Origin of the sequence: Bradyrhizobium zhengyangense (assembly GCF_022012435.1) — a bacterium.
GTDB classification, from domain to species: Bacteria; Pseudomonadota; Alphaproteobacteria; order Rhizobiales; family Xanthobacteraceae; genus Bradyrhizobium; species Bradyrhizobium zhengyangense.
Map to the genome: position 1 here is coordinate 331178 of NZ_JAKLUA010000004.1, position 20357 is coordinate 351534.

Annotated in this window: 22 protein-coding genes; 10 read left to right on the plus strand and 12 right to left on the minus strand. The window is 64.4% G+C overall.

Going from position 1 to position 20357, the window contains the following annotated elements; all coding sequences use genetic code 11:
• Positions 1-46: 46 nt before the first annotated feature.
• The 5 genes from fumC to feoB all read left to right on the plus strand — a co-directional run bounded on the left by fumC (position 47) and on the right by feoB (position 4478).
• Positions 47-1474: a class II fumarate hydratase gene (fumC, locus tag L6637_RS15890; protein ID WP_237871486.1), complete on the plus strand. Its 1428-nt coding sequence runs from the start codon at positions 47-49 to the stop codon at positions 1472-1474.
• A 282-nt stretch (positions 1475-1756) separates the two neighbouring features.
• Positions 1757-1945 (plus strand): DUF4169 family protein, encoded by a 189-nt coding sequence (locus L6637_RS15895; protein ID WP_237871274.1) that lies wholly within the window; start codon positions 1757-1759, stop codon positions 1943-1945.
• Positions 1942-2196 (plus strand): ribbon-helix-helix domain-containing protein, encoded by a 255-nt coding sequence (locus L6637_RS15900; protein ID WP_194466717.1) that lies wholly within the window; start codon positions 1942-1944, stop codon positions 2194-2196. Before L6637_RS15895 ends, L6637_RS15900 begins: the two co-directional genes overlap by 4 nt.
• Positions 2197-2306: 110 nt before the next feature.
• Complete coding sequence (locus L6637_RS15905; protein WP_237866121.1) at positions 2307-2582, plus strand: FeoA family protein; 276 nt, start codon at positions 2307-2309, stop codon at positions 2580-2582.
• Between the two features lie 24 nt (positions 2583-2606).
• The gene (gene feoB / locus L6637_RS15910) at positions 2607-4478 is read left to right on the plus strand and encodes a ferrous iron transporter B (RefSeq protein ID WP_237871276.1); all 1872 of its coding nucleotides are present in this window, start codon (positions 2607-2609) and stop codon (positions 4476-4478) included.
• Positions 4479-4678: 200 nt separating this feature from the next.
• Here the strand turns inward: feoB and L6637_RS15915 are convergent, their stop codons facing one another.
• The 6 genes from L6637_RS15915 to L6637_RS15940 are packed head-to-tail and all read right to left on the minus strand — an operon-like array spanning position 4679 to position 10729.
• On the minus strand, positions 4679-6286 hold the full coding sequence (locus L6637_RS15915; protein ID WP_237866123.1) for a response regulator: 1608 nt from the start codon (positions 6284-6286) through the stop codon (positions 4679-4681).
• A complete protein-coding gene (locus L6637_RS15920; RefSeq protein ID WP_237871279.1) occupies positions 6283-8052 on the minus strand; it encodes an ATP-binding protein in 1770 nt (589 codons plus the stop codon). Before L6637_RS15920 ends, L6637_RS15915 begins: the two co-directional genes overlap by 4 nt.
• Positions 8053-8057: 5 nt before the next feature.
• Complete coding sequence (locus tag L6637_RS15925) at positions 8058-9047, minus strand: ATP-binding SpoIIE family protein phosphatase (RefSeq protein WP_237871281.1); 990 nt, start codon at positions 9045-9047, stop codon at positions 8058-8060.
• Positions 9048-9049: 2 nt separating this feature from the next.
• Positions 9050-9454 carry an anti-sigma regulatory factor gene (locus L6637_RS15930; RefSeq protein WP_237866126.1) on the minus strand — a complete coding sequence of 135 codons (405 nt, stop codon included), beginning with the start codon at positions 9452-9454 and terminating at the stop codon, positions 9050-9052.
• Positions 9435-9824: an STAS domain-containing protein gene (locus L6637_RS15935; RefSeq protein WP_148775837.1), complete on the minus strand. Its 390-nt coding sequence runs from the start codon at positions 9822-9824 to the stop codon at positions 9435-9437. The genes L6637_RS15930 and L6637_RS15935 overlap by 20 nt, the downstream gene beginning before the upstream one ends.
• A 2-nt stretch (positions 9825-9826) precedes the next feature.
• On the minus strand, positions 9827-10729 hold the full coding sequence (locus L6637_RS15940) for an STAS domain-containing protein (protein WP_237871283.1): 903 nt from the start codon (positions 10727-10729) through the stop codon (positions 9827-9829).
• Between the two features lie 330 nt (positions 10730-11059).
• On the opposite strand from L6637_RS15940, the gene L6637_RS15945 reads away from it, so the two are divergent.
• Positions 11060-11257, plus strand: a complete 198-nt coding sequence (locus L6637_RS15945) for a hypothetical protein (protein ID WP_237866128.1) — start codon at positions 11060-11062, stop codon at positions 11255-11257.
• Positions 11258-11302: 45 nt separating this feature from the next.
• On the opposite strand, the gene L6637_RS15950 is transcribed toward L6637_RS15945, so the two are convergent.
• Positions 11303-11548, minus strand: coding sequence for a hypothetical protein (locus tag L6637_RS15950; RefSeq protein ID WP_237871285.1), 246 nt, complete (start codon positions 11546-11548; stop codon positions 11303-11305).
• Positions 11549-11676: 128 nt separating this feature from the next.
• Here L6637_RS15950 and L6637_RS15955 point away from each other — a divergent pair, with 128 nt between their 5' ends.
• Positions 11677-12174 carry a GNAT family N-acetyltransferase gene (locus tag L6637_RS15955; protein WP_237866130.1) on the plus strand — a complete coding sequence of 166 codons (498 nt, stop codon included), beginning with the start codon at positions 11677-11679 and terminating at the stop codon, positions 12172-12174.
• Between the two features lie 19 nt (positions 12175-12193).
• On the opposite strand, the gene L6637_RS15960 is transcribed toward L6637_RS15955, so the two are convergent.
• Positions 12194-12640, minus strand: a complete 447-nt coding sequence (locus L6637_RS15960; RefSeq protein ID WP_237871287.1) for a response regulator — start codon at positions 12638-12640, stop codon at positions 12194-12196.
• A 100-nt stretch (positions 12641-12740) separates the two neighbouring features.
• On the opposite strand from L6637_RS15960, the gene L6637_RS15965 reads away from it, so the two are divergent.
• Positions 12741-12971: a hypothetical protein gene (locus L6637_RS15965; RefSeq protein ID WP_237871289.1), complete on the plus strand. Its 231-nt coding sequence runs from the start codon at positions 12741-12743 to the stop codon at positions 12969-12971.
• 91 nt (positions 12972-13062) lie between these two features.
• On the opposite strand, the gene L6637_RS15970 is transcribed toward L6637_RS15965, so the two are convergent.
• The gene (locus L6637_RS15970) at positions 13063-13656 is read right to left on the minus strand and encodes a TetR/AcrR family transcriptional regulator (RefSeq protein WP_237871291.1); all 594 of its coding nucleotides are present in this window, start codon (positions 13654-13656) and stop codon (positions 13063-13065) included.
• 98 nt (positions 13657-13754) lie between these two features.
• Here L6637_RS15970 and L6637_RS15975 point away from each other — a divergent pair, with 98 nt between their 5' ends.
• Together L6637_RS15975 and L6637_RS15980 are read left to right on the plus strand one after the other, a co-directional pair.
• On the plus strand, positions 13755-14492 hold the full coding sequence (locus L6637_RS15975; protein WP_237871293.1) for a 3-oxoacyl-ACP reductase family protein: 738 nt from the start codon (positions 13755-13757) through the stop codon (positions 14490-14492).
• A gap of 89 nt (positions 14493-14581) precedes the next feature.
• Positions 14582-14980 carry a hypothetical protein gene (locus tag L6637_RS15980; RefSeq protein WP_237871295.1) on the plus strand — a complete coding sequence of 133 codons (399 nt, stop codon included), beginning with the start codon at positions 14582-14584 and terminating at the stop codon, positions 14978-14980.
• Between the two features lie 46 nt (positions 14981-15026).
• Here L6637_RS15980 and L6637_RS15985 read toward each other — a convergent pair whose 3' ends face one another.
• The 3 genes from L6637_RS15985 to L6637_RS15995 form a co-directional block, all read right to left on the minus strand.
• Entirely contained in the window at positions 15027-15272 is a 246-nt protein-coding gene (locus L6637_RS15985) for a hypothetical protein (protein ID WP_237866135.1), read from the minus strand.
• A 25-nt stretch (positions 15273-15297) separates the two neighbouring features.
• Complete coding sequence (locus L6637_RS15990; protein WP_237866136.1) at positions 15298-16422, minus strand: DUF2336 domain-containing protein; 1125 nt, start codon at positions 16420-16422, stop codon at positions 15298-15300.
• Between the two features lie 248 nt (positions 16423-16670).
• Positions 16671-20303 (minus strand): AsmA family protein, encoded by a 3633-nt coding sequence (locus L6637_RS15995; protein WP_237871297.1) that lies wholly within the window; start codon positions 20301-20303, stop codon positions 16671-16673.
• Positions 20304-20357: the final 54 nt, after the last annotated feature.

Consider the following 20357-nt stretch of genomic DNA (forward strand, 5'->3'; position numbering starts at 1 on the left):
TATAGAAGAGCACATGAATACGCCGTGCGGCACCGCGCGCGGCAGAATGGATGTGCTCATGGCCAAAGCTGCGAAGACCGCCCGCCCCGCGACCCGCACCGAGACCGACAGTTTCGGTCCCATCGAGGTGCCCGCAGATCGTTATTGGGGGGCGCAGACCGAACGCTCGCGGCAGAATTTCCGCATCGGCATCGATCGCATGCCGATCTCGCTGGTCCATGCGCTCGGCATCGTCAAGCTTGCGGCGGCACAGTCCAACCTCGAGCTCGGCCTGCTCGACAAGCGCAGAGCCGGCGCCATCATCCGTGCCGCGCACGAGGTGATCGAGGGCAAGCTCGACGATCATTTCCCGCTGGTGGTGTGGCAGACCGGCTCGGGCACCCAGAGCAACATGAACCTCAACGAGGTCATCGCCAACCGCGCCAACGAGCTCCTCGTTGGCGAACTCGGCGCCAAGAAGCCCGTGCATCCCAACGACCACGTCAACATGAGCCAGTCGTCGAACGACTCCTTCCCGACCGCGATGCACATCGCTGCCGCAAGCCGCATCAATGCCGATCTTGTCCCAGCCCTCGGCGAACTGCACCGCGCGCTCCGCAAGAAGGAGAAGGAGTTCGCCAAGATCGTGAAGATCGGCCGCACGCACACCCAGGACGCGACACCGCTGACGCTTGGCCAGGAATTTTCCGGCTATACCGCGCAGGTCGAAAGCGGCGTCGCGCGACTGAAGGTCGCAGTGAAGGATCTCTATCCGCTGGCGCAGGGCGGCACGGCTGTCGGCACCGGCCTCAACTCCAAGCCGCGCTTTGCAAGGCTATTTGCAAAGCACGTTGCCAGGATCACGAAGCTTCCCTTCACGAGCGCCGCCAACAAATTCGAGGCACTCGCGTCCAACGACGCCTATGTGCTGGCGCACGGCGCTATCAATTCCGTCGCCACAGGCCTGTTCAAGATCGCCAACGACATCCGGCTGCTCGGATCGGGCCCGCGCTCGGGGCTGGGCGAACTGATCCTGCCGGAGAACGAGCCGGGCTCATCGATCATGCCTGGCAAAGTCAATCCGACGCAGTGCGAGGCGATGACCATGGTGTGCTGCCAGGTGTTCGGCAATCACACAGCGATCACGGTCGCCGGCAGCCAGGGTCATTTCGAGCTCAACGTCTACAAGCCCGTGCTCGCCTACAACATGCTACACTCGATCCGCCTGATGGCGGACGCGGCGCGCTCCTTCACCGAGCATTGCGTCAGCGGCATTCGCGCCGACGAAAAGCACATCAAGGAGCTGATGGAGCGTTCGCTGATGCTGGTGACTGCGCTCGCGCCGAAGATCGGCTACGACAACGCCGCCAAGGTGGCCAAGACCGCGCATGCCAACGGCACCACGCTGAAGGAGGAGGCGCTGCGGCTCGGCTTCGTCTCGGCCGACGAATTCGACCGCCTGGTACAGCCGGAGAAGATGACGCGGCCCGGGTGAATTCCGAATTCCGATAGTCATCCGTAGTGATACGGAGCCCTGAAGCTCATAATTATGAGGTTTAGGGCGCAGGATTTGATTACCGTCAATGTTCCTGCGGAGGTGCGTGCTACGCAATGCCTTCGTGCCCGTGACGGGGCGAAATTCATCGTTTGATGGCCCTCGAGGCCAATTGACGAGGACAAGCGAATGACCACGATCAAGCCTTGTGGGGCGCGAGGCCGCGCCCTGTTTCTGAATGTAACATCCTGCCGGCAGAGGATCAGGTGATGGAGACGCGGCATGGGGAACGTCATCAACCTGAATCGTTTCAGGAAGCGCGCCGAGCGGGAAGCCTCGGCGAAGCAGGCGGACGCCAACCGAACGAAGTTCGGCCGCACGAAGGCCGATCGATCGGCGGAGGAGAAGCAGGCGGACCAGACGAAGGCGCATCTGGACCAGCACCGGATCGATCGCGAGGAGCAGCCATGAAGTCGCCCGTCGTGAAGCGTTCGATCGTGGTCGCCGGCCACAAGACCAGCGTCAGCCTGGAAGAGGCGTTCTGGAACGGCATGAAGGAGATCTCGGGCCTGCGCAACATGACGCTGTCCGAGCTCGTCGGCGAGATCGACGGCGCCCGCCAGCAGGGCAATTTGTCCTCGGCGATCCGCCTGTTCGTGCTCGACTACTTCAAGAGCCGCGCCCTGGCCGCCATGCAGCCGGACAAGGTTCCGGCGCAATAGCGCCGGCGCCTGGGCACGGCTTCGTGATCTGCACTTTAAAATCCCTCTAAGGTGCAGTTTCCATGGGCGCGCGCGCTTGACCTACATGCCTTGCGTTGAAAATACAGGGCATGACCGACACTCATGATATGCGCCGCGAGATGCCGCTGGGCCTGGCCCAGCGCGGCTACACCGGCGTCATCCAGCACCTCGCCGCCAAGGAGGCGGGCTCGGCTCTCTCGGATATCGAGCTCGAGAGCCGGCTGATCGAGCTCGGCTTCGTCGAGGGCGCCCGGGTCGAGGTCCTGCACGAGGGGCTGGTCGGGCGCGACCCGATCGCCGTGCGTGTCGACAACATCACCATCGCGGTGCGCCGCCGTGAGGCCATGGCCATCATCGTCGCTTAAGCGCGCGACCGGATATCTGTTTCCATGGAATTACCCCTTCTGCATCTCGCCCTGGTGGGCACGCCAAACAGCGGCAAGACCTCGCTGTTCAATGCGCTGACCGGCAGTCGGCAGAAGGTCGCGAACTATCCGGGTGTCACCGTCGAGCGCAAGGAAGGTTTTTTCGTCACGCCGCTCGGGCGCCAGGTCTCGATCGTCGACCTGCCCGGCACCTATTCGTTGCGCGGCCGCAGCCCCGACGAGGAGATCACCCGCGACTTCGTGCTCGGCAAGGCCTCCGGCGAGATCGTGCCTGACCTCGTGCTGTGCGTTGCGGACTCCACCAATCTGCGTCTCACCATCCGCCTGCTGCTCGAGCTGAAGCGCACCGGCCGGCCGCTGGTGCTGGTGCTCAACATGTTCGACATCGCGAACCGCCGCGGCATCTCAGTCGATGTCGACAGGCTCGCCAAGGAGCTCGGCGTGCCCGTGGTCACCTCGATCGCGGTGCGCAAGGGCGGCACGGCCGACCTCTTGAAGCTGACCGACGAGATCTCCGCAAAACTCGCCGCCGAGCCGCAGCCAAACAACTGGCGCGCACTCAGCGTCTCCGAGCTGCGCGCGACCCAGCGCGAGGCCGACCGCATTATCTCGGACTGCGTCAGCCTGCCTGCCAGGCCCGACACCTTGACCGCGCGGATCGATGCGATCGTGCTGCATCCGGTCGGCGGCCTGATCGTGCTGGCGCTGATCCTGTTCGTGATGTTCCAGGCGGTGTTCGCCTGGGCGCAGCCGCTGATGGAGCTGCTGCAATCCGGCTTCGATGCGCTCGGCGAGTTCGTGCACGCCACCCTGCCCGCGGGCCTGTTGCAGAGCTTCCTTCAGAACGGCGTGATCTCGGGCGTCGGCAGCGTCATCGTGTTCCTGCCGCAGATCATCATCATCTTCCTGTTCATCCTGCTGCTGGAAGATTTCGGCTACATGGCGCGCGCCGCGTTCCTGATGGACCGCATCATGGGTGGCGCCGGCCTGCATGGCCGCGCCTTCATTCCGCTGCTGTCGAGCTTTGCCTGCGCCATTCCCGGCATCATGGCGACGCGCGTCATCGACAACAAGCGCGACCGGCTGACCACGATCCTGATCGCGCCGCTGATGACCTGCTCGGCGCGCATCCCCGTCTACACGCTGATCATCTCGGCGTTCATTCCGGCAACGGACGTCTTGGGCTTCATCAATTTGCAGGGCCTCGTGATGTTCGGCCTCTATGCCGCCGGAATCACCAGCGCGCTGGCCGTCTCGTTCCTCATCAAATTCTTCATGCTGCGCGACTATGCGCCTGCCCCCTTCATGCTGGAGCTGCCGGACTACAAGGTGCCCCGGCTGAAATCGATCGCCATCGGCATCTTCACCCGCGCAAAGATGTTCCTGCAGCGCGCCGGCACCACGATCTTCTCGATGATGGTGCTGATCTGGTTCCTGGCCTCGTTCCCGCAGCCGCCGGCAGGCTCGACAGAGCCCGCGATCGACTTCAGCCTCGCGGCCATCATCGGCAAGGCGATCGAGCCGCTGCTCGCGCCTGTGGGCTTCAACTGGCAGATCGCGGTCGCGCTGATCCCGGGCATGGCGGCGCGCGAGGTCGCGGTCGCAGCGCTCGGCACGGTCTATGCGATCGAGGGCGGCAAGGAAGCGGCGGAGCAGATCGGCCAGGTGCTGGCGACGAAATGGTCGCTCGCCACCGCGCTGTCGATGCTCGCCTGGTACATCTTCGCCCCGCAATGCGCCTCGACCCTCGCCGTCATCAGGCGCGAGACCGGAAGCTGGGGCTGGATGGCGGCGACCTTCACTTACATGTTGGTGCTGGCCTATGCGGCGAGCCTGTTGACCTACAACGCCGCGGTTGCGCTGGGCGCCGGCTAGCGCCCCGCAAAACCAAAACGCGAAAACAACCCCATGCACAGTAGACGGGGGGGTCCCTCGCGCGATGCCCGACCGGCCACGCTGCGCTCCAACCGGCTACACGCTTCGGAAAATCCGTTGACGCGTCGGGCAAAACACCGGCACAATGACACCATCGAAGGATTACGACGGGCTTGGGGGACAGACCGCTCCCGATCGGTTCACTGATGCGAGCTGTCTGAATCCAGTGCCGTCCGAACCGCCGACGCAAGCTCGGCGGGCCGGAACGGCTTGCGCAGAAACGGCGCGTTCCCCATTGCAGCTTCCAGCGCTGCGGAATCGGCGTAGCCGCTCACGAACAGGACCGGGAGCGAGGGTTGCACGGCTCGCGCCGCCTTGACGACCTCGGCGCCGTTAGTGCCGGGCATTGAGAAATCGATGATCATCAATTGCGGGTTCACGGTTTTCTGCATCGCGAGCGCCGCATTGCCGTGGTCAGCCTCGTGCACGACGTATCCGATTTCGGCCAGAAAGCTGGTCATCAGGCCGCGGACGTCATGATCATCGTCCACAACCAGAATGCGCTCGGCATGTCCGCTTTCGGCGGCAGCCTGCGCTTCGGCGGCCGTCTCGGTGCCGGCGATTGACCGGCGTAGCGACAGTTGCACCAAGGTGCCTTTGCCGACCTCGCTCTTGATGTCGACGTCTCCGCCCATCTGCCGCACCAGGCCATAGACCTGCGAGAGGCCAAGACCCGTCCCCTTGCCGGGAGGCTTGGTGGTGAAGAACGGATCGAAGGCGCGGGCGATGACATCGGGCGGCATGCCTTTCCCGGTGTCCGCCACTGACAGCATGACCCGGCGATTGTCCGGATCGTCGCAGGCGGTCGTGATCGTCAATGTTCCGCCATCTGGCATCGCGTCTCGGGCATTAATCGCCAGATTGAGCAGGCTGACCTCGAGCTGGTTGTAATCGGCGACCACGAAAGGCGCACGCGCATCAAGCTCGGTCTTGATCGAAATGCTGGCGCCGAGCGAGGTGTTGAGTAGCTCGGATGCGTTCATGATCAGTCGATTGAGGTCGACGGATTCGGTCGCAAGCTTCTGCGTCCGTGAAAACGCCAGCAATTGCGCCGTGAGCTTCGAACCGCGCTCGGCCGCCTTGAAGGCGTTCTCCGCAAGCCGCGTAATGCGCGGCTCGGTCGCGCGAGCACGGATCAGGTCGAGATTGCCGACCACCGCGGTCAGGAGATTGTTGAAATCGTGTGCGAGACCGCCGGTCAACTGTCCGACGGCTTCCATCTTCTGGGCCTGCAACAACTCGGATTCTGCCTTGCGGCGCTGCACGATTTCCCGATGTAATTGCGCGTTGGCCTTTTCAAGCTCTTCGGTGCGCTCTCGAACCTGTTTGTCCAGCGTGGCGTTCAGCGTTCGCAAGGCATCCTCGGAGCGGCGCACGCGCAGCAGCGCATTGATCGCAGCGGCAAGCTCTACCGGTTCGGCAGGCTGCACGAGGTAGGAATCGGCGCCCGCGTTCAGTCCGCTCACTCGATCCTCTGTCGCAGTGAAGGTCGCCGATGTCTGCAACACCATCACCTGGGGCCATTTCTGCTTGATGAAGGCGCAGACCTCGAAGCCGCTGATGTCGGGCAATTGAACGTCAAGCAGCACGACAGGCGGCTTGTGCTGCTCGATCAGGCGGAGCGCTTCCGCGCCGGTCTGGGCCTCGATCACGGCAAATCCGGCAGCGTTCAGGTCGCGTGTCTTCACATAGCGCTGAGATTCGAGATCGTCGACGTTCAGCACGACGACCTTTTCGCTGGCGCTCATGTGGCCCCCTGAACCGCGTCACGCAGGAAGGAGGACACGCTCTCCCGGGAGATCGCATTCTTGGAGATCAGGCGCACATGTTCGGGGAGACGCGATCGGAGCGATCCATCGATCGTCATCGAGGTCGAGATGACGACAGGGATGTCGTTGGTGCGGTCGTCCGCGGCGAGCTGTTGGAGCACGGTGAAGCCGTCGATCGCGGGCATTTGCAGGTCGAGCACGATGACATCGGGCTTTCTTTCCCGCGCGAGCCGCAGTCCTTCCTCGCCGCCGTCGGCCTCCATGAACTCGTAACGCGTCTCGTTGCCGACGATCTGCCGCATGACGTAACGGAACGTCTCGTCATCGTCGATCAGCAGCACACTCCTGCTGCCGTCGCCGGCAGGAATCGGCATTTCGCGGTCTGGATCGCCGAGCGAGGCCGGAATCTTCAGCGAGAACACCGAACCCTGCCCCGGTTCGCTCTCGACCGTGAGGTCGCCGCCCAGCAGGCGCGCCAGAGATCGCGACAACGGAAGGCCAAGCCCCGTGCCCTTCACCTTTCTTTGCAGCTTCGTGTCGACCTGCGAGAACTCCTCGAAGATGCGTTCATGGTGCTCCGACGCAATCCCGATGCCGGTGTCGCGAACGGAGAACACCACGCTGGCGCCGTTGTCACTGGTGCGCGAGGTCACCCGCACCTCGCCTTCTTCGGTAAATTTCAGCGCGTTCGAGATCAAATTACGCAGGATCTGCGCGACCTTTGCCTCGTCGGTGTAGAGCGGCGGCAGGTCTTTCGGCGATTCGAACAGAAGTTCGACCGCCGTGCTGGTCAACAGCGGCTTCAGCGCTCCGCGCAAGGCGCCGAACAGGCTGGCGACCGCGAACCGCACGGGCTTGATCTCCGCCTTGCCGGCCTCGACCTTGGCCAGGTCCAGCATGTCGTTGACAAGTTCGAGCAGGCTTTCGGCGGATCGCCTGATGTAGCCGACCTGTCGCTCCTGCTCCGGCGTCAAATCGCCGTCGATGCGGTCAAGCAGCAGGCGCGACAGCGCCAGCACGGAATTCAATGGCGTCCTGAACTCGTGGCTCATGTTCGAGAGGAAGCGCGTCTTGAGCTCGCTCGCCTGGCGCAACTGCTCGGCGCGCCCGTCGAGCTCGGCATAGAGCGCCACCACGCCGCGATTGGTGTCGCCGAGCTCCTGGTTGAGCTGCTGGCTTTCCTCTTCGCGGCGCCGCAGCTCCTCCAGATTCTGCATCAGCTCGCGGTTCTGCTCCCGCAGCGCCGCAAGCGGATCTGACGACGTCTCCTTCTTCAGGCTGGACACGATGTCGGTGAGCTTGGCGCGCGGCCATGGCGCGACGCGGAGCGGCAGCTTCTGCCCAACTTCGACAGTTGTCCCTTTGCCGGGCACGGAATCGATGCTGAACGTGTCCATCAGACGGCGCGCGCCGATCAGGCCGAGCCCCATCCCGCTCGGCGAACGATATTGCCCGTCGAGGATGAGCTGGAGATTGTCGATGCCCGGTCCGCTGTCGCAGATGCGAACGACGAAGCGTTGAGGGATCGTCGCCGCATCGAGCGCGAATTCGGCGCGGCCGCCGCCGGCATAGCCATAGGCATTGCGTGCGAGCTCGGAGACCGCAGTCGCGATCCGGGTCTGGTCCTGTCTTTCGAACCCCAAGAGATCGGCAACGCGATGGGCACGCTGCCGAACTGTGACGACATCGCTCTCGTTCTCGATCGGGACTGTGACGATGGGCCAGTGTTTCGAGGTTGCTGCCATAACCTTCACCATTTGGCCACGAGCACGGTCGCGTCGTCGCGATGGCGACTGAAATCGCGATAGAGGATCGCGGCGATCAGCGAGGGATGAAGCGCGGCCAGATTGGGGTAACGGTCGACCGTCCAGCTTGAGGCCAGACCGTCCGAATGCAGAATGATCAGACCTTGCGTGAACGGGTAATCGAAGGCGCGGATTTTTCGCGTGTTGAAACCCGCCGTCCCCGCCATCGACACCATCCGTTTGGTCTCGCCCGCGGCGATGATGACGCCGGCGACATTGCCGATCCCGGCAAAGTTGACGTTCCCGGTTGCGGGGTCGAAGCGGGCGATGGACACGGCCGCGCCGCGTGTCGCGCGCAGGCCGCCATGGACGTAGTCAAGCAGGTTGGCGACGGTATGACCATTATAGCGATGGAAAATTCGCACCGCCTCGACGGCAGCTTCGGCCGCCTCCGGCCCGTGCCCGAGGCCGTCTGCCACGAAGAGCGTGCGGACATCTCCCGTGTTGGAGAGGCTCCAGGCATCGCCGCAGACATCTTCGCCCGCCTTGGCAATCGAGACGGCGCCCCAGGTTGGGACAGTCGGCGGCTTGAGGGAAGGCGCAGCGCCAGGCGCAACACGCGCCAACACGGCAGTCCCTACCCCCGGCCACGAGCCGATATCGACGAAGTGCGATTGCCGTACCACGGCGCCCAGGCCGCGCCCGGCGGTGCCTGCGCTGGAGTAGCCGTCTTCGAGGCATGCGGCGACGTTGCTCATGCCGGCACCCTTGTCTAGGGCAAGAACTTCAATGCCCTGGCTTTCATTGTCCTCATAGGCTCCGACGAGAATTTCCCCGCCCGAGCCGTGCTTGACGAGGTTGGTTGAAAGTTCGGTCGCGATCAGGGCGAGCTTGCCCTTATCAGTCTCGTTGAAGCCGACGCGTTGGGCGAGATCAGTTGCTGCCCGCCTTGCCTCCGCGACGCCGCTTGGATCGTTGACGCCGACGGATTTCATCATCACTTCCAACGTGCGATTGTGACTTTAGTGCCTAAGCCCGGCTCCGAGACGATCGAAAATTCGTTGCAAAGTCGCTTGGCGCCCCCTAAGCCGAGGCCCATGCCCTTGCCGGAGGTGAAACCGTCCTTGAGGGCCTGCTCGATGTCGGCAATGCCGGGGCCTTTGTCCTCGAAGGTCAACCGGACGCCGCGGCGGCCGCCTTGCTCCACGATCTCCGCGGTCACGTCGCCACCCCCGCCATAGTCGAGCGTATTGCGCGCAAGCTCACTGGCCGCCGTGACGACCTTGGTCTGGTCGACCAGACCGAGGCCGACCTCGAGCGCGAACGTCCGGGTCAGCTGCCGCACCCGAACCACGTCGTCCGAGATCCTGATCCCGAGACGTTCAGTCTTCGTCGTCGGCATCGTCAGCCTCCGAACCGGCGAGGCGATCATGGATCATGGCCATGCCGCGCTCGACGTTCAGCGCGGTTTTCACTCCGGTCAGCGACAGGCCAAGCTCGACCAGCGTGATCGCGACGGCCGGCCGCATGCCGACGACGACCGTGTCAGCGTCGAGAATACGCGAGACCGCTGCGATGTTGTCGAGCATCCGGCCGATGAAACTGTCGACGACCTCGAGCGCCGAAATGTCGATCAAGACGCCGCGCGCATTGTTCGAGACGATCCTGCTGGTCAGATCTTCTTCCAACGCGGTCGCCAGTCGGTCGTGCATGTCGACCTGGATGGTGACAAGCAGCGCATTGCCGAACTTGAGGATGGGAATGCGATCCATCGTCAGGCGCCCTGCCTGCCGCTCTTCTCCGGAAGCGCGAAGCCCTCGATCCTCCTGGCCTTGACAACGGCTCGCCCGGTTTGCCGCAATGCAACTGCGAAGGCGTCAGCCAGAGACGCTTTCGAGATCACGTTCAGCTCGACGCCGAGATGCACCATGGTCTGGGCGATCTGCGGCCTGATGCCGCTGATCAGGCAATCGGCGCCCATCAGGCGCGCCGCCGCGACGGTCTTCAGGAGATGCTGGGCCGTGAGCGTGTCGACCGTCGGCACGCCGGTAATATCGATGATGGCGATCTCGGCCTCGGAGTCCACGATCGTCTGCAGAAGGTTTTCCATCACCACTTGGGTGCGCTGGCTGTCGAGCGTGCCGATCAGCGGCAGGGCCAGAATGCCCTCCCACAGCTTGACGACGGGAGTCGACAGCTCGGCGATCTCACGCTGCTGGCGGACAATGATCTCTTCGCGACTCTTCTGGAAGATTTCCAGCGTGAACAGACCGAGCTCGTCGAGCAGAACGGTCAACGACCACACCGTCGACGCGATCTGCTCCCCGGACAAGGTCTTGTCGCGGTTCAGCGCATTGAACAGCGGCTGCTTGAGCGAAAAGACGAATGTGGCCGTCTCGCTCGGAGAAAAGCCCTGCAATGCGCGGCTTCGCGACAGTTCGGTCAGCATGGCTTTCGCGGGCTCGTAAGGCGCCGCTAACGTGTCTGTTCCGGATTGCGTCAGCGCGTCGCGCAGCAGATGGAGGAAGTTTCTGGACTGGGACTGCAGTTCGCCTTCCGAAATGCGCCCGGTGTGCAGCGTGCCGGCGTTCTTTTGCAATTCGACCCATTCGGGGAGAATGTTTTGCTCGTTTCGGGTTACGAGCGATGCGACGTCACTGCCCACTTGCCCAGCCATTCCTGTTCTCCTTGATCACGCACAACCGCAGCCACTCGTTGAGCGTAGGCGGCACTTCGGTGGCAAATGCCCGCCTGCGTCCTGCTGAATTTGTCGGTAAGTCGTTGCCCCCGGCAACACGATCGCCCAGCGTGACGCGCTGAGACCCCCAATATGCCGGGGCCCAACGCAGCAGGGAACAACTGGTTCCATCAGCGGTGGAACGATAGTTGTGGGAAGCCCCCGACTGTGTACGATTTCGAACACTGCGATCCGGAGGGGTGCCCCACAGAGGAACTTGTTCCTCGATCCGGGATTGAGGTTCCGGCCTTTTCGCCAAGGAGTGTCGTCATGGAGCGCCGTCGGAGCAAACAGGTCGCGAACCTGGAGACACGCCTGGCCACCGAGGCCAAGCGGCTTCGCGAGGAAGCCAAGGCGCTCGAGCCCGGAGCGATCCGTGACGAAATGCTCCGGAAAGCCCGCCAGTGCGAGACCGGCTCGCACATGAGCGACTGGCTGAGATCGCCCGGATTGCGAGCGCCGGAATAACGCCGCGTTCGTCCCATCTTGGCTGCGACACGCCGATGACAAGGCCTAGTGACGGCGATCGTTTTCCGCCCGGTTCGCAGCGGAGAGCTTGTCCCGGACGTATCCCGTCAGGTCGCCAACTTCGTTCGCCATGTCCCGTTCGGAAATACCCTGGCCCCTGGCTCCCTCAATGAGGCGACTGACCAGGTCGTTCACGCTCTGGGAGGCACCGGGGGTACCGTACTGCTCTGCCGCGTGAACGCTGGTCTCGATCCAGAAATCGATGTACTCGCGGGCTTTGCTCGTCATCATCCCTTACCTGCTGCGCGGACCAATAGACTGCGGGGCACTTTGCCGCAATCGGCATTCTGGAGACGCCAGCGATATCGACCACTGACGCAGGGCGACGAACACGGCCATCTGCCCCCATGGATCAAATCATGGATCATTTCAGCACCGCGAGATTGACGGCCCAGCGCCTGCGCGAGGACCACCTCGCCGACCTCGTCGCACTCCATCTCGATCCGGACGTTTCCCGCTATCTCGGTGGCGTGCGTTCCGCCGAGGTCACGAAGACCTATCTCGCGACCAATATGGCGCATTGGGACCAGCACGGCTTTGGGCTCTGGGTGCTGCGTACGAAAGACGGCGCATTCGCCGGGCGGGCCGGCATCAGGCATATCCTCGTGGACGGCGTGGACGAGGTCGAGATTGCCTACACGTTCAAACGCGACCTCTGGGGCCAGGGGCTCGCCAGCGAGATTGCGACCGCGCTGACCGAGATCGGGCTATCACAGCTGAAGCTGCCGTCCCTCATTGGTCTCGTCGCTGTTGAGCACTGCGCCTCGCGGCGCGTGCTGGAGAAGGCGAACTATGCGCTAGAGAAACACACCTCGCATCACGGCGAAGACGTCGTGATCTATCGCATCAGGCGATGATGCATGACATGCCGGCAGCTCACAGCCTCATCAGCGCCGCAACCAGCCGTTCGGGATGAAACGGCTTTTCCAGCAGCACGCTGTCGGGCACGCCCTGCGACGTCCACAATGCAGCACCGGCGCTGCCCGTGATGTACACGACCGGAAGGGCCGGATCCTTTTCCCGCATTTTCCGGGCGAGATCCCAGCCATTGAGCTTGCCGCCCAGATTGACATCGGTCACCAGCGCCCTGTGACGCTTGCCGCGCGCGACGAACACCGTCATCGCCTCTTCACCGGACGAAAGGATGTCGGAGGCAAAGCCGGCATCCGCCAGAACGCTCTCGAGCACGCCTTGAAGCGGATATTCATCCTCCACAATCAGGATCGAAGGCGGTTCCGACATGCTTGCCTTTGGCTCGACACGAATGTTCCAGACCGTGCGGAGTTCACCACGTGTTTTTGGCTTTCTCACGATGAACCGCATGAAACCTGAACAGCGGTTCAAGAAAGTTTCTTGTCAGTTCCTGCAACAGGCGACGGCGGCATCCGTTGACGAACCGACGAGGCAGAAGGAGGAGGAACAGATGAGGAAGCTGACTTACGCCCTTGCGGCAGTTGCGACACTTGCAATCGGTGCCCCCACCATCGCCAACGCGGCTGGCTTCGGCGTCTATGTCGGCGGCGACCGCGATGATTACGGCCCGCGTGCACGCATCTACGAGCATGACCGCGGCTGGCATCATGGCTGGTACCACCACGACCGCAACTACGACCGCGGCGTCGTGATCCGCCGTCATCACTGGGACGACGATTAGGTCGTGCCAGCATCGTGAAACAAGAAGGCCTCGCTTCGGCGAGGCCTTTTTGCTTGGACGGGGCTCGCAGCTCGTCGAACCTCTACCCCGCCTAAGGACGATCCGGCCACGCCGCCATCGCCGCCCTCGCCGCACCTTTGAGCTCGTCGGTCGTCGCGCCGTCCTTGGCCTGGATGGCCATTCCTTCATAGACGCTGAGATAGAACCGGCTCAGAGCATCGGCGTCCGTTGCGGCAGGCAGTTCACCGCCGGTCATCGCAGCCTCTATCCGCGCACGCAGATTGCCGAGCATCTCCAGGCGAATCTTCCTGATCGCGCGGGCAATCGGCGCTGGCCACTCATCGCTGACGGCGCCCAGCACGGCCATGCAGCCCGCCGGCGCGGAGCGCGATTTCGGCAGGATCGCGGCCGCCGCGAACAGGAAGTTCTCGATGCCTTCACGCGCGGTGGCGCCTTCCGCGAGCCTGCCCCAGACCGGCGGCGCCTCGGTCTCGACGTAATGTTCGATCGCCGCGAGGTAGAGCACCTCCTTGCTCTCGAACGCGGCATAGAGGCTCGGCGAGCGCACGCCCATGGCCTCGCACAGATCGTTCATCGAGGTCGCCCCATAGCCCTTGCGCCAGAACAGCAGCATGGCCGCCTCCAGCGCCGCCTCGCGATCAAATTCCCGTGGCCGTCCCGCCATGACCTCTCTTTCTGTAATGATCAACACATAATTGACTTGACCGGGCTGATCAAGATCCCAGATATTCTGTGTCGATCGTTACAGAATAGGAGAACACGATGACGCTAACGGGAAAACGGGCCTTGGTGACTGGCGCAAGCAGAGGTATCGGCGCGGCCATCGCGAAGGCGCTTGCCGCCGAAGGAGCGGACGTCGCCATCACTTACGAAAAATCCGCCGACAGCGCCGCTGGCGTCGTCGACGCGATCAAGGCGAGCGGGCGGAAGGCCGTAGCGATCCAGGCCGACAGCGCCGATGTCGCCGCCGTCCAGGCTTCCGTCAACAAGACCGTCGCCGCCCTGGGTGGGCTCGATATCCTCGTCAACAATGCCGGCATTTTGCGCCTGGGCGGCCTCAACGACATGTCGCTCGCCGACATCGACGCGCTCTTGAACGTCAACGTCCGTTCGCCGATCGTGGCAAGCAAGGCCGCGCTGCGCCATCTCGGCAAGGGCGGGCGCATCATCACCATCGGCAGCTATTTTGCGGATCGCGTGCCGGCGCCGGTGCTCGGTCTATACTCGGCCTCGAAGTCGGCGCTATCAGCGTTCACGAAGGGACTGGCGCGCGAGCTCGGTCCCAAGGACATCACGGTCAATCTGGTGCAGCCGGGCTCGATCGACACCGACATGAACCCGGCCCACGGCCCGACCGCGGAAACGCTGAAGCAGTTCATGGCGGTCGGCCGCTACGGCGCGCCTGACGACATCGCCAATGCGGTCGCGTTCCTGGCGAGCACGAAGGCAAAATACATCACCGGCTCGACGCTCACCGTCGATGGTGGCGCCAACGCCTAAGCGACAAGGACATGACGGCCGGGCCAGCGATTCGGCCCGGCCGAATTTTTTATGCGCGCGAGGGCCGCAAAAAAACCACTGGGATTTGAATGGCTTTCCGGCAATCGACTGTCTATGGTCTGACCATGTCGCGCATCTCATGTCTGTTTATTGCTGCCATCCTGTCGCTGCTGCCGGCCGTTGCGCCGACCGAGGCCGTCGCAAAGAAGCCCAAGCAAAGCTGGCATGGCTATGGCTTCCTGCCGGGCTATCGCCAGCCGCTCAGCAACAGCCAGCCGATCTTCATGCAGAAGAACGGCTTTCGTCGTTATGCGCGCGAAAACCAGCGCCCCTGGTACATCGATCCGGTGCCGGCCTATTACCGCTACTTCGACGGCGAATGGCATTATTTCGGCCGGCCCGGCTTTGGCGGCTCTCGCTACAATGGCGGCAGCTTCGGTCCGTGCTGGACGCGGACGCCGATCGGCGCGATCTGGAATTGCGGCTAAGCAGGCTCTGGTCGAGCGCCCGCAAGCAAGACTGAGCTTTGCTTGCTTACCTGAAATATCCGACCACGAGATCGGTGTCCGCACTGGCGGCGACCGTGCCGTTCAGCTCGGCGTCGATCACGCGGCGGCAGGCTTCGATCGCGGCGTGGTCGCCGAGGTCGTTGGCGGCTTCCAGCACGAGCCATGCGGCGTCGACTGTGGCCTTCTCCGGAGCCGCCCCGCCCGTCTCGGCGGGAAGCGGCTTGGCGAGGCTCTTGTTCTTGCGAACTGCGGTGCCGAATTGAGGCAACATTGCAAATACTCCCTCGATATCCCGCTCAGTGAACCTGGAGCTCAGGCTGACGACCCGTGGCGGGATCGGCGCCGGCGCTGTTCTTGCGCGACTGGTAGAATTTCAGAATGCTGCGCGAGGTCTCGATCTTCAGCCGGCTGAAATCGCGCTCGTTGTCGTGAAGCTCGCGCGCCGTGATCAGATGATCCTTGGCGCCGAGGAACAACAGCGACATCGTCGTGTCCCAGGAGAAGTCGAGCGCCTTGCACAGCACAAGGATCATCTCGCGGTTACGATCCATCAGCGCGCGCTCGATCACGTCGACCGGGAGCGAGGACAACAATGACAGGCCGATCTGGACCTCGTCGAAGCGATGCTGGCGCGCATAGTTCGAGATCGAGACCTGGTTGAGGTTGCCCTGCCGGTACTGCGTCGTCACCACGCGTTTGGCGACGAAGTAGCTGCGCGAGGACGGGCCGAACTTTGACTGCAGATCGCCGGTGACCTCGGTCACCGAGCTCTGGATCTGCGACATCATCTCCGGGCGCTCGGTCCCGAGCCGGCGGCGGACGTCCTCCGATGCCTTGGAGATGAGCTGCTGGAAGATGTGGCGCGGCACGTCCTTGCGCAGGCCAAGTTGTTCAGCAAGAATCGAATCGCCCTCGGCGCGGCGGACCATGTGCAGCAGGCCCGAGCCGGAGAAGCGCGCTCCCTCGTTCCTGGCGACCGAGGTGACAACCTCCTGGTTACCACGCTTGACGAGAACGTCGGTCACGGCCTCGCCGATCGCCTCGCGCTGGGAGATCGCGAGCAGATGCGCCTGGCCCTTGGTCATGGCGCTTTCGACCAGCACCTTCTCGCCGATCCGGTTGGAGTCGCGCAGCACGGGGCCGGCGACCGCGATCTCGTCGTCGAGCGCGAGCTTCTCGATGACGTTGAGCGGCGCGTGATCGCAGCCTGCCATCAATTCGGAGAGCTGCGTTCGCGCGGCGACCTCGATTTCGTCCGCAAGCCGGCCGATGACCTCGCCGAACATGCTGATCTCGTCGTCGACGTAGCGACCTGTGATCAGAAGATCAGTCGCATGCCACAACGCCTTTGCCCGGCTCTCGTCTGTGCCGCGCGCGATTGCGTCGTCCAGATCCTGTAGAAGCGTCTTCGCCCCATCCATGTCGATAACCCCAGTTCTTGGTCCAGTTCCTGGCGAGCCATCCTGCCGATGCGGGCAGGACGCCGGATTCCTCTGGGAGCCACACTAGGGAACAAACGCGAGAATCCAGTAAAACCGTCACATCAGTTTTGCAGACAAAACTTCGTTCAAATGCGAGCGAATGTGGTTACCGGGGCGTAAGGCTGCTCACCTCTCCCGTAGGGAGAGGTGAGCACCGAGAGAGAGCCCCAGCGGATTGCTGCTCCACGTTACGGATTCTGTGGCGTCAGGATCAGCGGCGGCTTCGGCCGGGGCTTTGCGGGCGGCGGGCCCGGGGCGGGCCGCACGTCGATCGGCGGCGGCAAGGGGGCGACCTGCTGGCTCGCCAGCGGCGGGCTTGGCACGGCGGGCGCGGCAAGCGGAGGCTTCGGCGTCGGTGCGACCTTGGGCTCGACCTTCGCCTTCGGCGGCGCGCGGCGCGGATCGCGGCCGGGCATCGGCACGTCGGTCAGCGACGGCTCGGGTACGGGCTCGGGCGAGACCAGCGTCGGCAGCGCGGCGGTCGCCGGCGGCGGCTCACCGCGCTCGATGGCGTCGAGCCGGCGCGTCTCGCGGTCGATCGTGCGCACCGCGAGCCACGACGACAGCGGCGTGAGATCGACGGTGCGGCTGAGCTTGTCGGGGGGACCTGCCGCAAACAGCTGGATCTCCGGCGGCGCGCCTGAGAGGCCGGTCATGATCGGCGTCAGGCTGGCGCGGATATCGGCCTGGTCGGCGGGGATGTCGTAACCGCCGGAGACGATGGCATGGGCGTTCTTCGCTTCCAGCGGCGTTGCGCCGACGCGCAGGCGACCGTCGCGGATCGTGAACGGGATCTGCGCCGAGGCGACCGCGATAGGGGCCGCAGACAATGCGGGCTCGACCAGCTGACGCAGCCTGGCGTCGTCGGAGACCTGGCCGCCGTCGCTGGCGCGGATGGCAATCTCGAAGGCGCGCGGATTGAGGCCGCTGATCTCGGCCGCATCGAGCGTCACCGTGCCGTTGCCGGCGAGCGCGCCTGTCAGCGCCGAGACGCTGCGGCCCTGGCTCGTCAGCGTCATCTGGGCCGAGGCGCGGCCCTTGGGCAGCGCGAGATCGCGGTAACGCAGCGAGGCCGCATCGACATTGGTGAGATCGAGATGCGCGTTCAGCGCCAGACCGTTGGGGCCGTTGCGCGCGTCGAGGCTTGCGGTCATCTCGCCGCCGCCAAGGCCGCCCTTGAGCGTATCGAAGGCGAGCGACTGACCGTCGCTCCTGAGCGTGCCGCTGAACGGACGGATCTCGATTCCACCGGGCAGGTTGCCGCGCAACGCCTGGAATGCGATGCGGCCGCGCCAGCCGCTGACAAGGCCCGCGCTCAACGGCTCGCCGCTGCCGCGCCCGGCAGCGCCCACCGCAAGCGCGAGCGCCGGCATCAGGTCGAGCGTATCGAGCCCGACTTCGCCGTCGACGCTTTTCTCCTGGTCGAACGTCACGGCGAGATGGCCGCGCAGGCGCGAACCGGATGCGGTGCCGTCGAGATCGTCGAAGGTCAGGCGATTGCCTGACAGCGTGAGGCGGGAGGACAGGCTTACGGTCTGAGCCGATTTGTCGGCCGGAGCGGTCCCAAACAGCGGCGCCAGATTGGCGTTGCGTACACGCAGATTCACGTTTGCTTTCGGTTCTGCCGCCGACAAGTCGACGCTGCCTTGCGCATCCGCGTCCAGGCCGCCGCCACCGAGCTTTGCGTTCAGCTGCATCGGCTTGCGCCAGGCGCCGCTGAGCCTGCCCTCGATCTGCGAGGCGCCCTCGCCTGCGGCGACCATGCGATCGAGGCCGAGCAGCGCCGTCAGGGCGGTCGCCTGCGGCGTCGAGACTTTCGTCTCCAGCGTGAAGTCGCTACTGCGCAATTTGTCGATGTCGATGCCGTTGACATCAGCGACCTGGGGCTGCGCGGCGAACGTCGCGGAGGCCTTGAGCTGCGGTGCATCGAGGTCGAGCGCGACGCGCGCATCGCTGCGGTCGGCATGTTCGGCGTTCTTGTCGAGGCTGAGATTGAGCGTCAGGCGCGTCGCGCCCGGCAAGGCCGGGATGGCATCGAAGCGCGCGCGGACCGCAGGCGCGATCGGCTCCAGCAGCGCCGTGAGATCGCGCAGCGAATTGGCCGAGGATTTCAGTGCGAGCTTGCCGGTGGCCCTGGTGCGGTCAAAACTGCCTGATGCCTCCGTGGTCACGCCGCTGGCCTGGCCGAACCGCAATTGCTCAAGCGACAGCGCCGTCGGGCCGTAGCCCAGCCTGGCCGCGAACGGCCGCAACTCCTGCCCCGACGAGATCGCGCGGCCGATCTCGAGCGAGAGTTTCGCCTCCTCCGGCCATTCGCCTTGCGGACCTGCGAGCGCGCGGACAAAGCTCGCGGCGGCATCGAGATCGAGACGATCCGCCTTCAGCTCCGCATCGATCCGCGAGCCCTTGTTGGCGCCCGTTTGCACGAAGGCGATCCGTCCCTCGACGGTGCCACCTTCGATATCGGCCTTCAGCCCGTCGATGGCCAGATGGTTGGCGGCGATCGTCAAATTGCCGTTGAGGCGGAGCGGCCGCGTGCTGCGCCTGATAATTTCGCTGCGGCCCTGGAGCCAGGCCATGAGCGTATCGGGATCGGAGGATTCGACGCCGAGGCGGCCGCTAAAACTGTCGGCGCCGGGCGCGGCGCCGTTGAGCGAAACCTGCGTCATGCCAGGTGCGCGCAGGTCGAGCCGCTGAAAGGTCCAGGACCGGCCATCGGTCTGAAGCTCGGTCGTGATGTTCTGGAGCGGACGGCCGCCCAGCATGATCTGGTCGGAGTTGAACTCGATCTGCGCAGGGATCGGCGCCTGCGGGATCGCGGCAAGGCCGGCGCGCAGGGCCGGCAGGATGCGCAGCGGCTCGGCATCGGCGCGGCCGGCGAGCTTGTCGGCATCGACCTGCCGCGCCGACAGCACCGCACGCAACAGCGGCGAGGCGCCGAACCTGAGGTCGCCGACGCCGCCGACCTTCAGCGCGCTGTCTTCGGGGCCGAAGCTCGCGTCGATCTGGTCGAACTTGGCACCGGCCGGATCGGCCTTGAGTTTTGCGGCGAGCTTCCAGGGCGTCGGCCCCGCCTCGCCTGCCTTCTTCGGTGGCGGCACGGCCAGCGTCAGCGCGCCATCGAATTTCGGCAGGCGGTTGTCGAAGGCAAGCACGCCTTCGAGATCGGCCAGAATGGCGCGCTCGCCGGGATCGATATTGAGGTGCACGCGGGTCGCGCTGCCGTCGGGGCTGGGACCGGAGGAGACGCGGAACGGATAGCGCACGCCATTGGCGTTGAAATTGCCGTCGCCCCGCACCGAGCCTGCGAGCGAGCGGACGTCGCCGGAGAACACGATGTCGTTGAGCTCGAGCGTCGAGCGGCTGGCGGCATCGTGGAGGGCGATGCGGCCGGTGAGGTTGAGCCGCTCGATGGCGAGCGAGGCGAGATTGAAGGTGCCGGTCGCGGTGGAGGGCAGATCGACCTTGCCCTTGGCGTCGAGGCCGAGGTCCACCGCCATACCACCGACCGAGAGCTCGGTGGCGCGCCATTCGCCGCGCATCAGCGAGCTCAGACTGAACTCGACGTCGAGCTTGTCGGCGCGCAGGCGTCCGAGATCGTTGTTGCCGCCGAAGGTGACCGAACGCAGCCGCAATTTCGGCGCCGGCAACAGCCGCGCATCGAGCTCGCCGGCCACGCGCACCGGGACGCCGATGATTCGGGTCGCCTCTGCCTCGAACTGGGGCCGGAACTGGTTCCAGTCGACGAAATATGGCCCGATCAGCGCGGCCAGCAGCGCTACGATGAAGGCAATCGCCAATCCGAGCAGCGTCGTCTGCACGGGTCTCCCCTCGGCCAAGCCGGCACCCGGGTCAAACCCAAGCTGACAAACCAA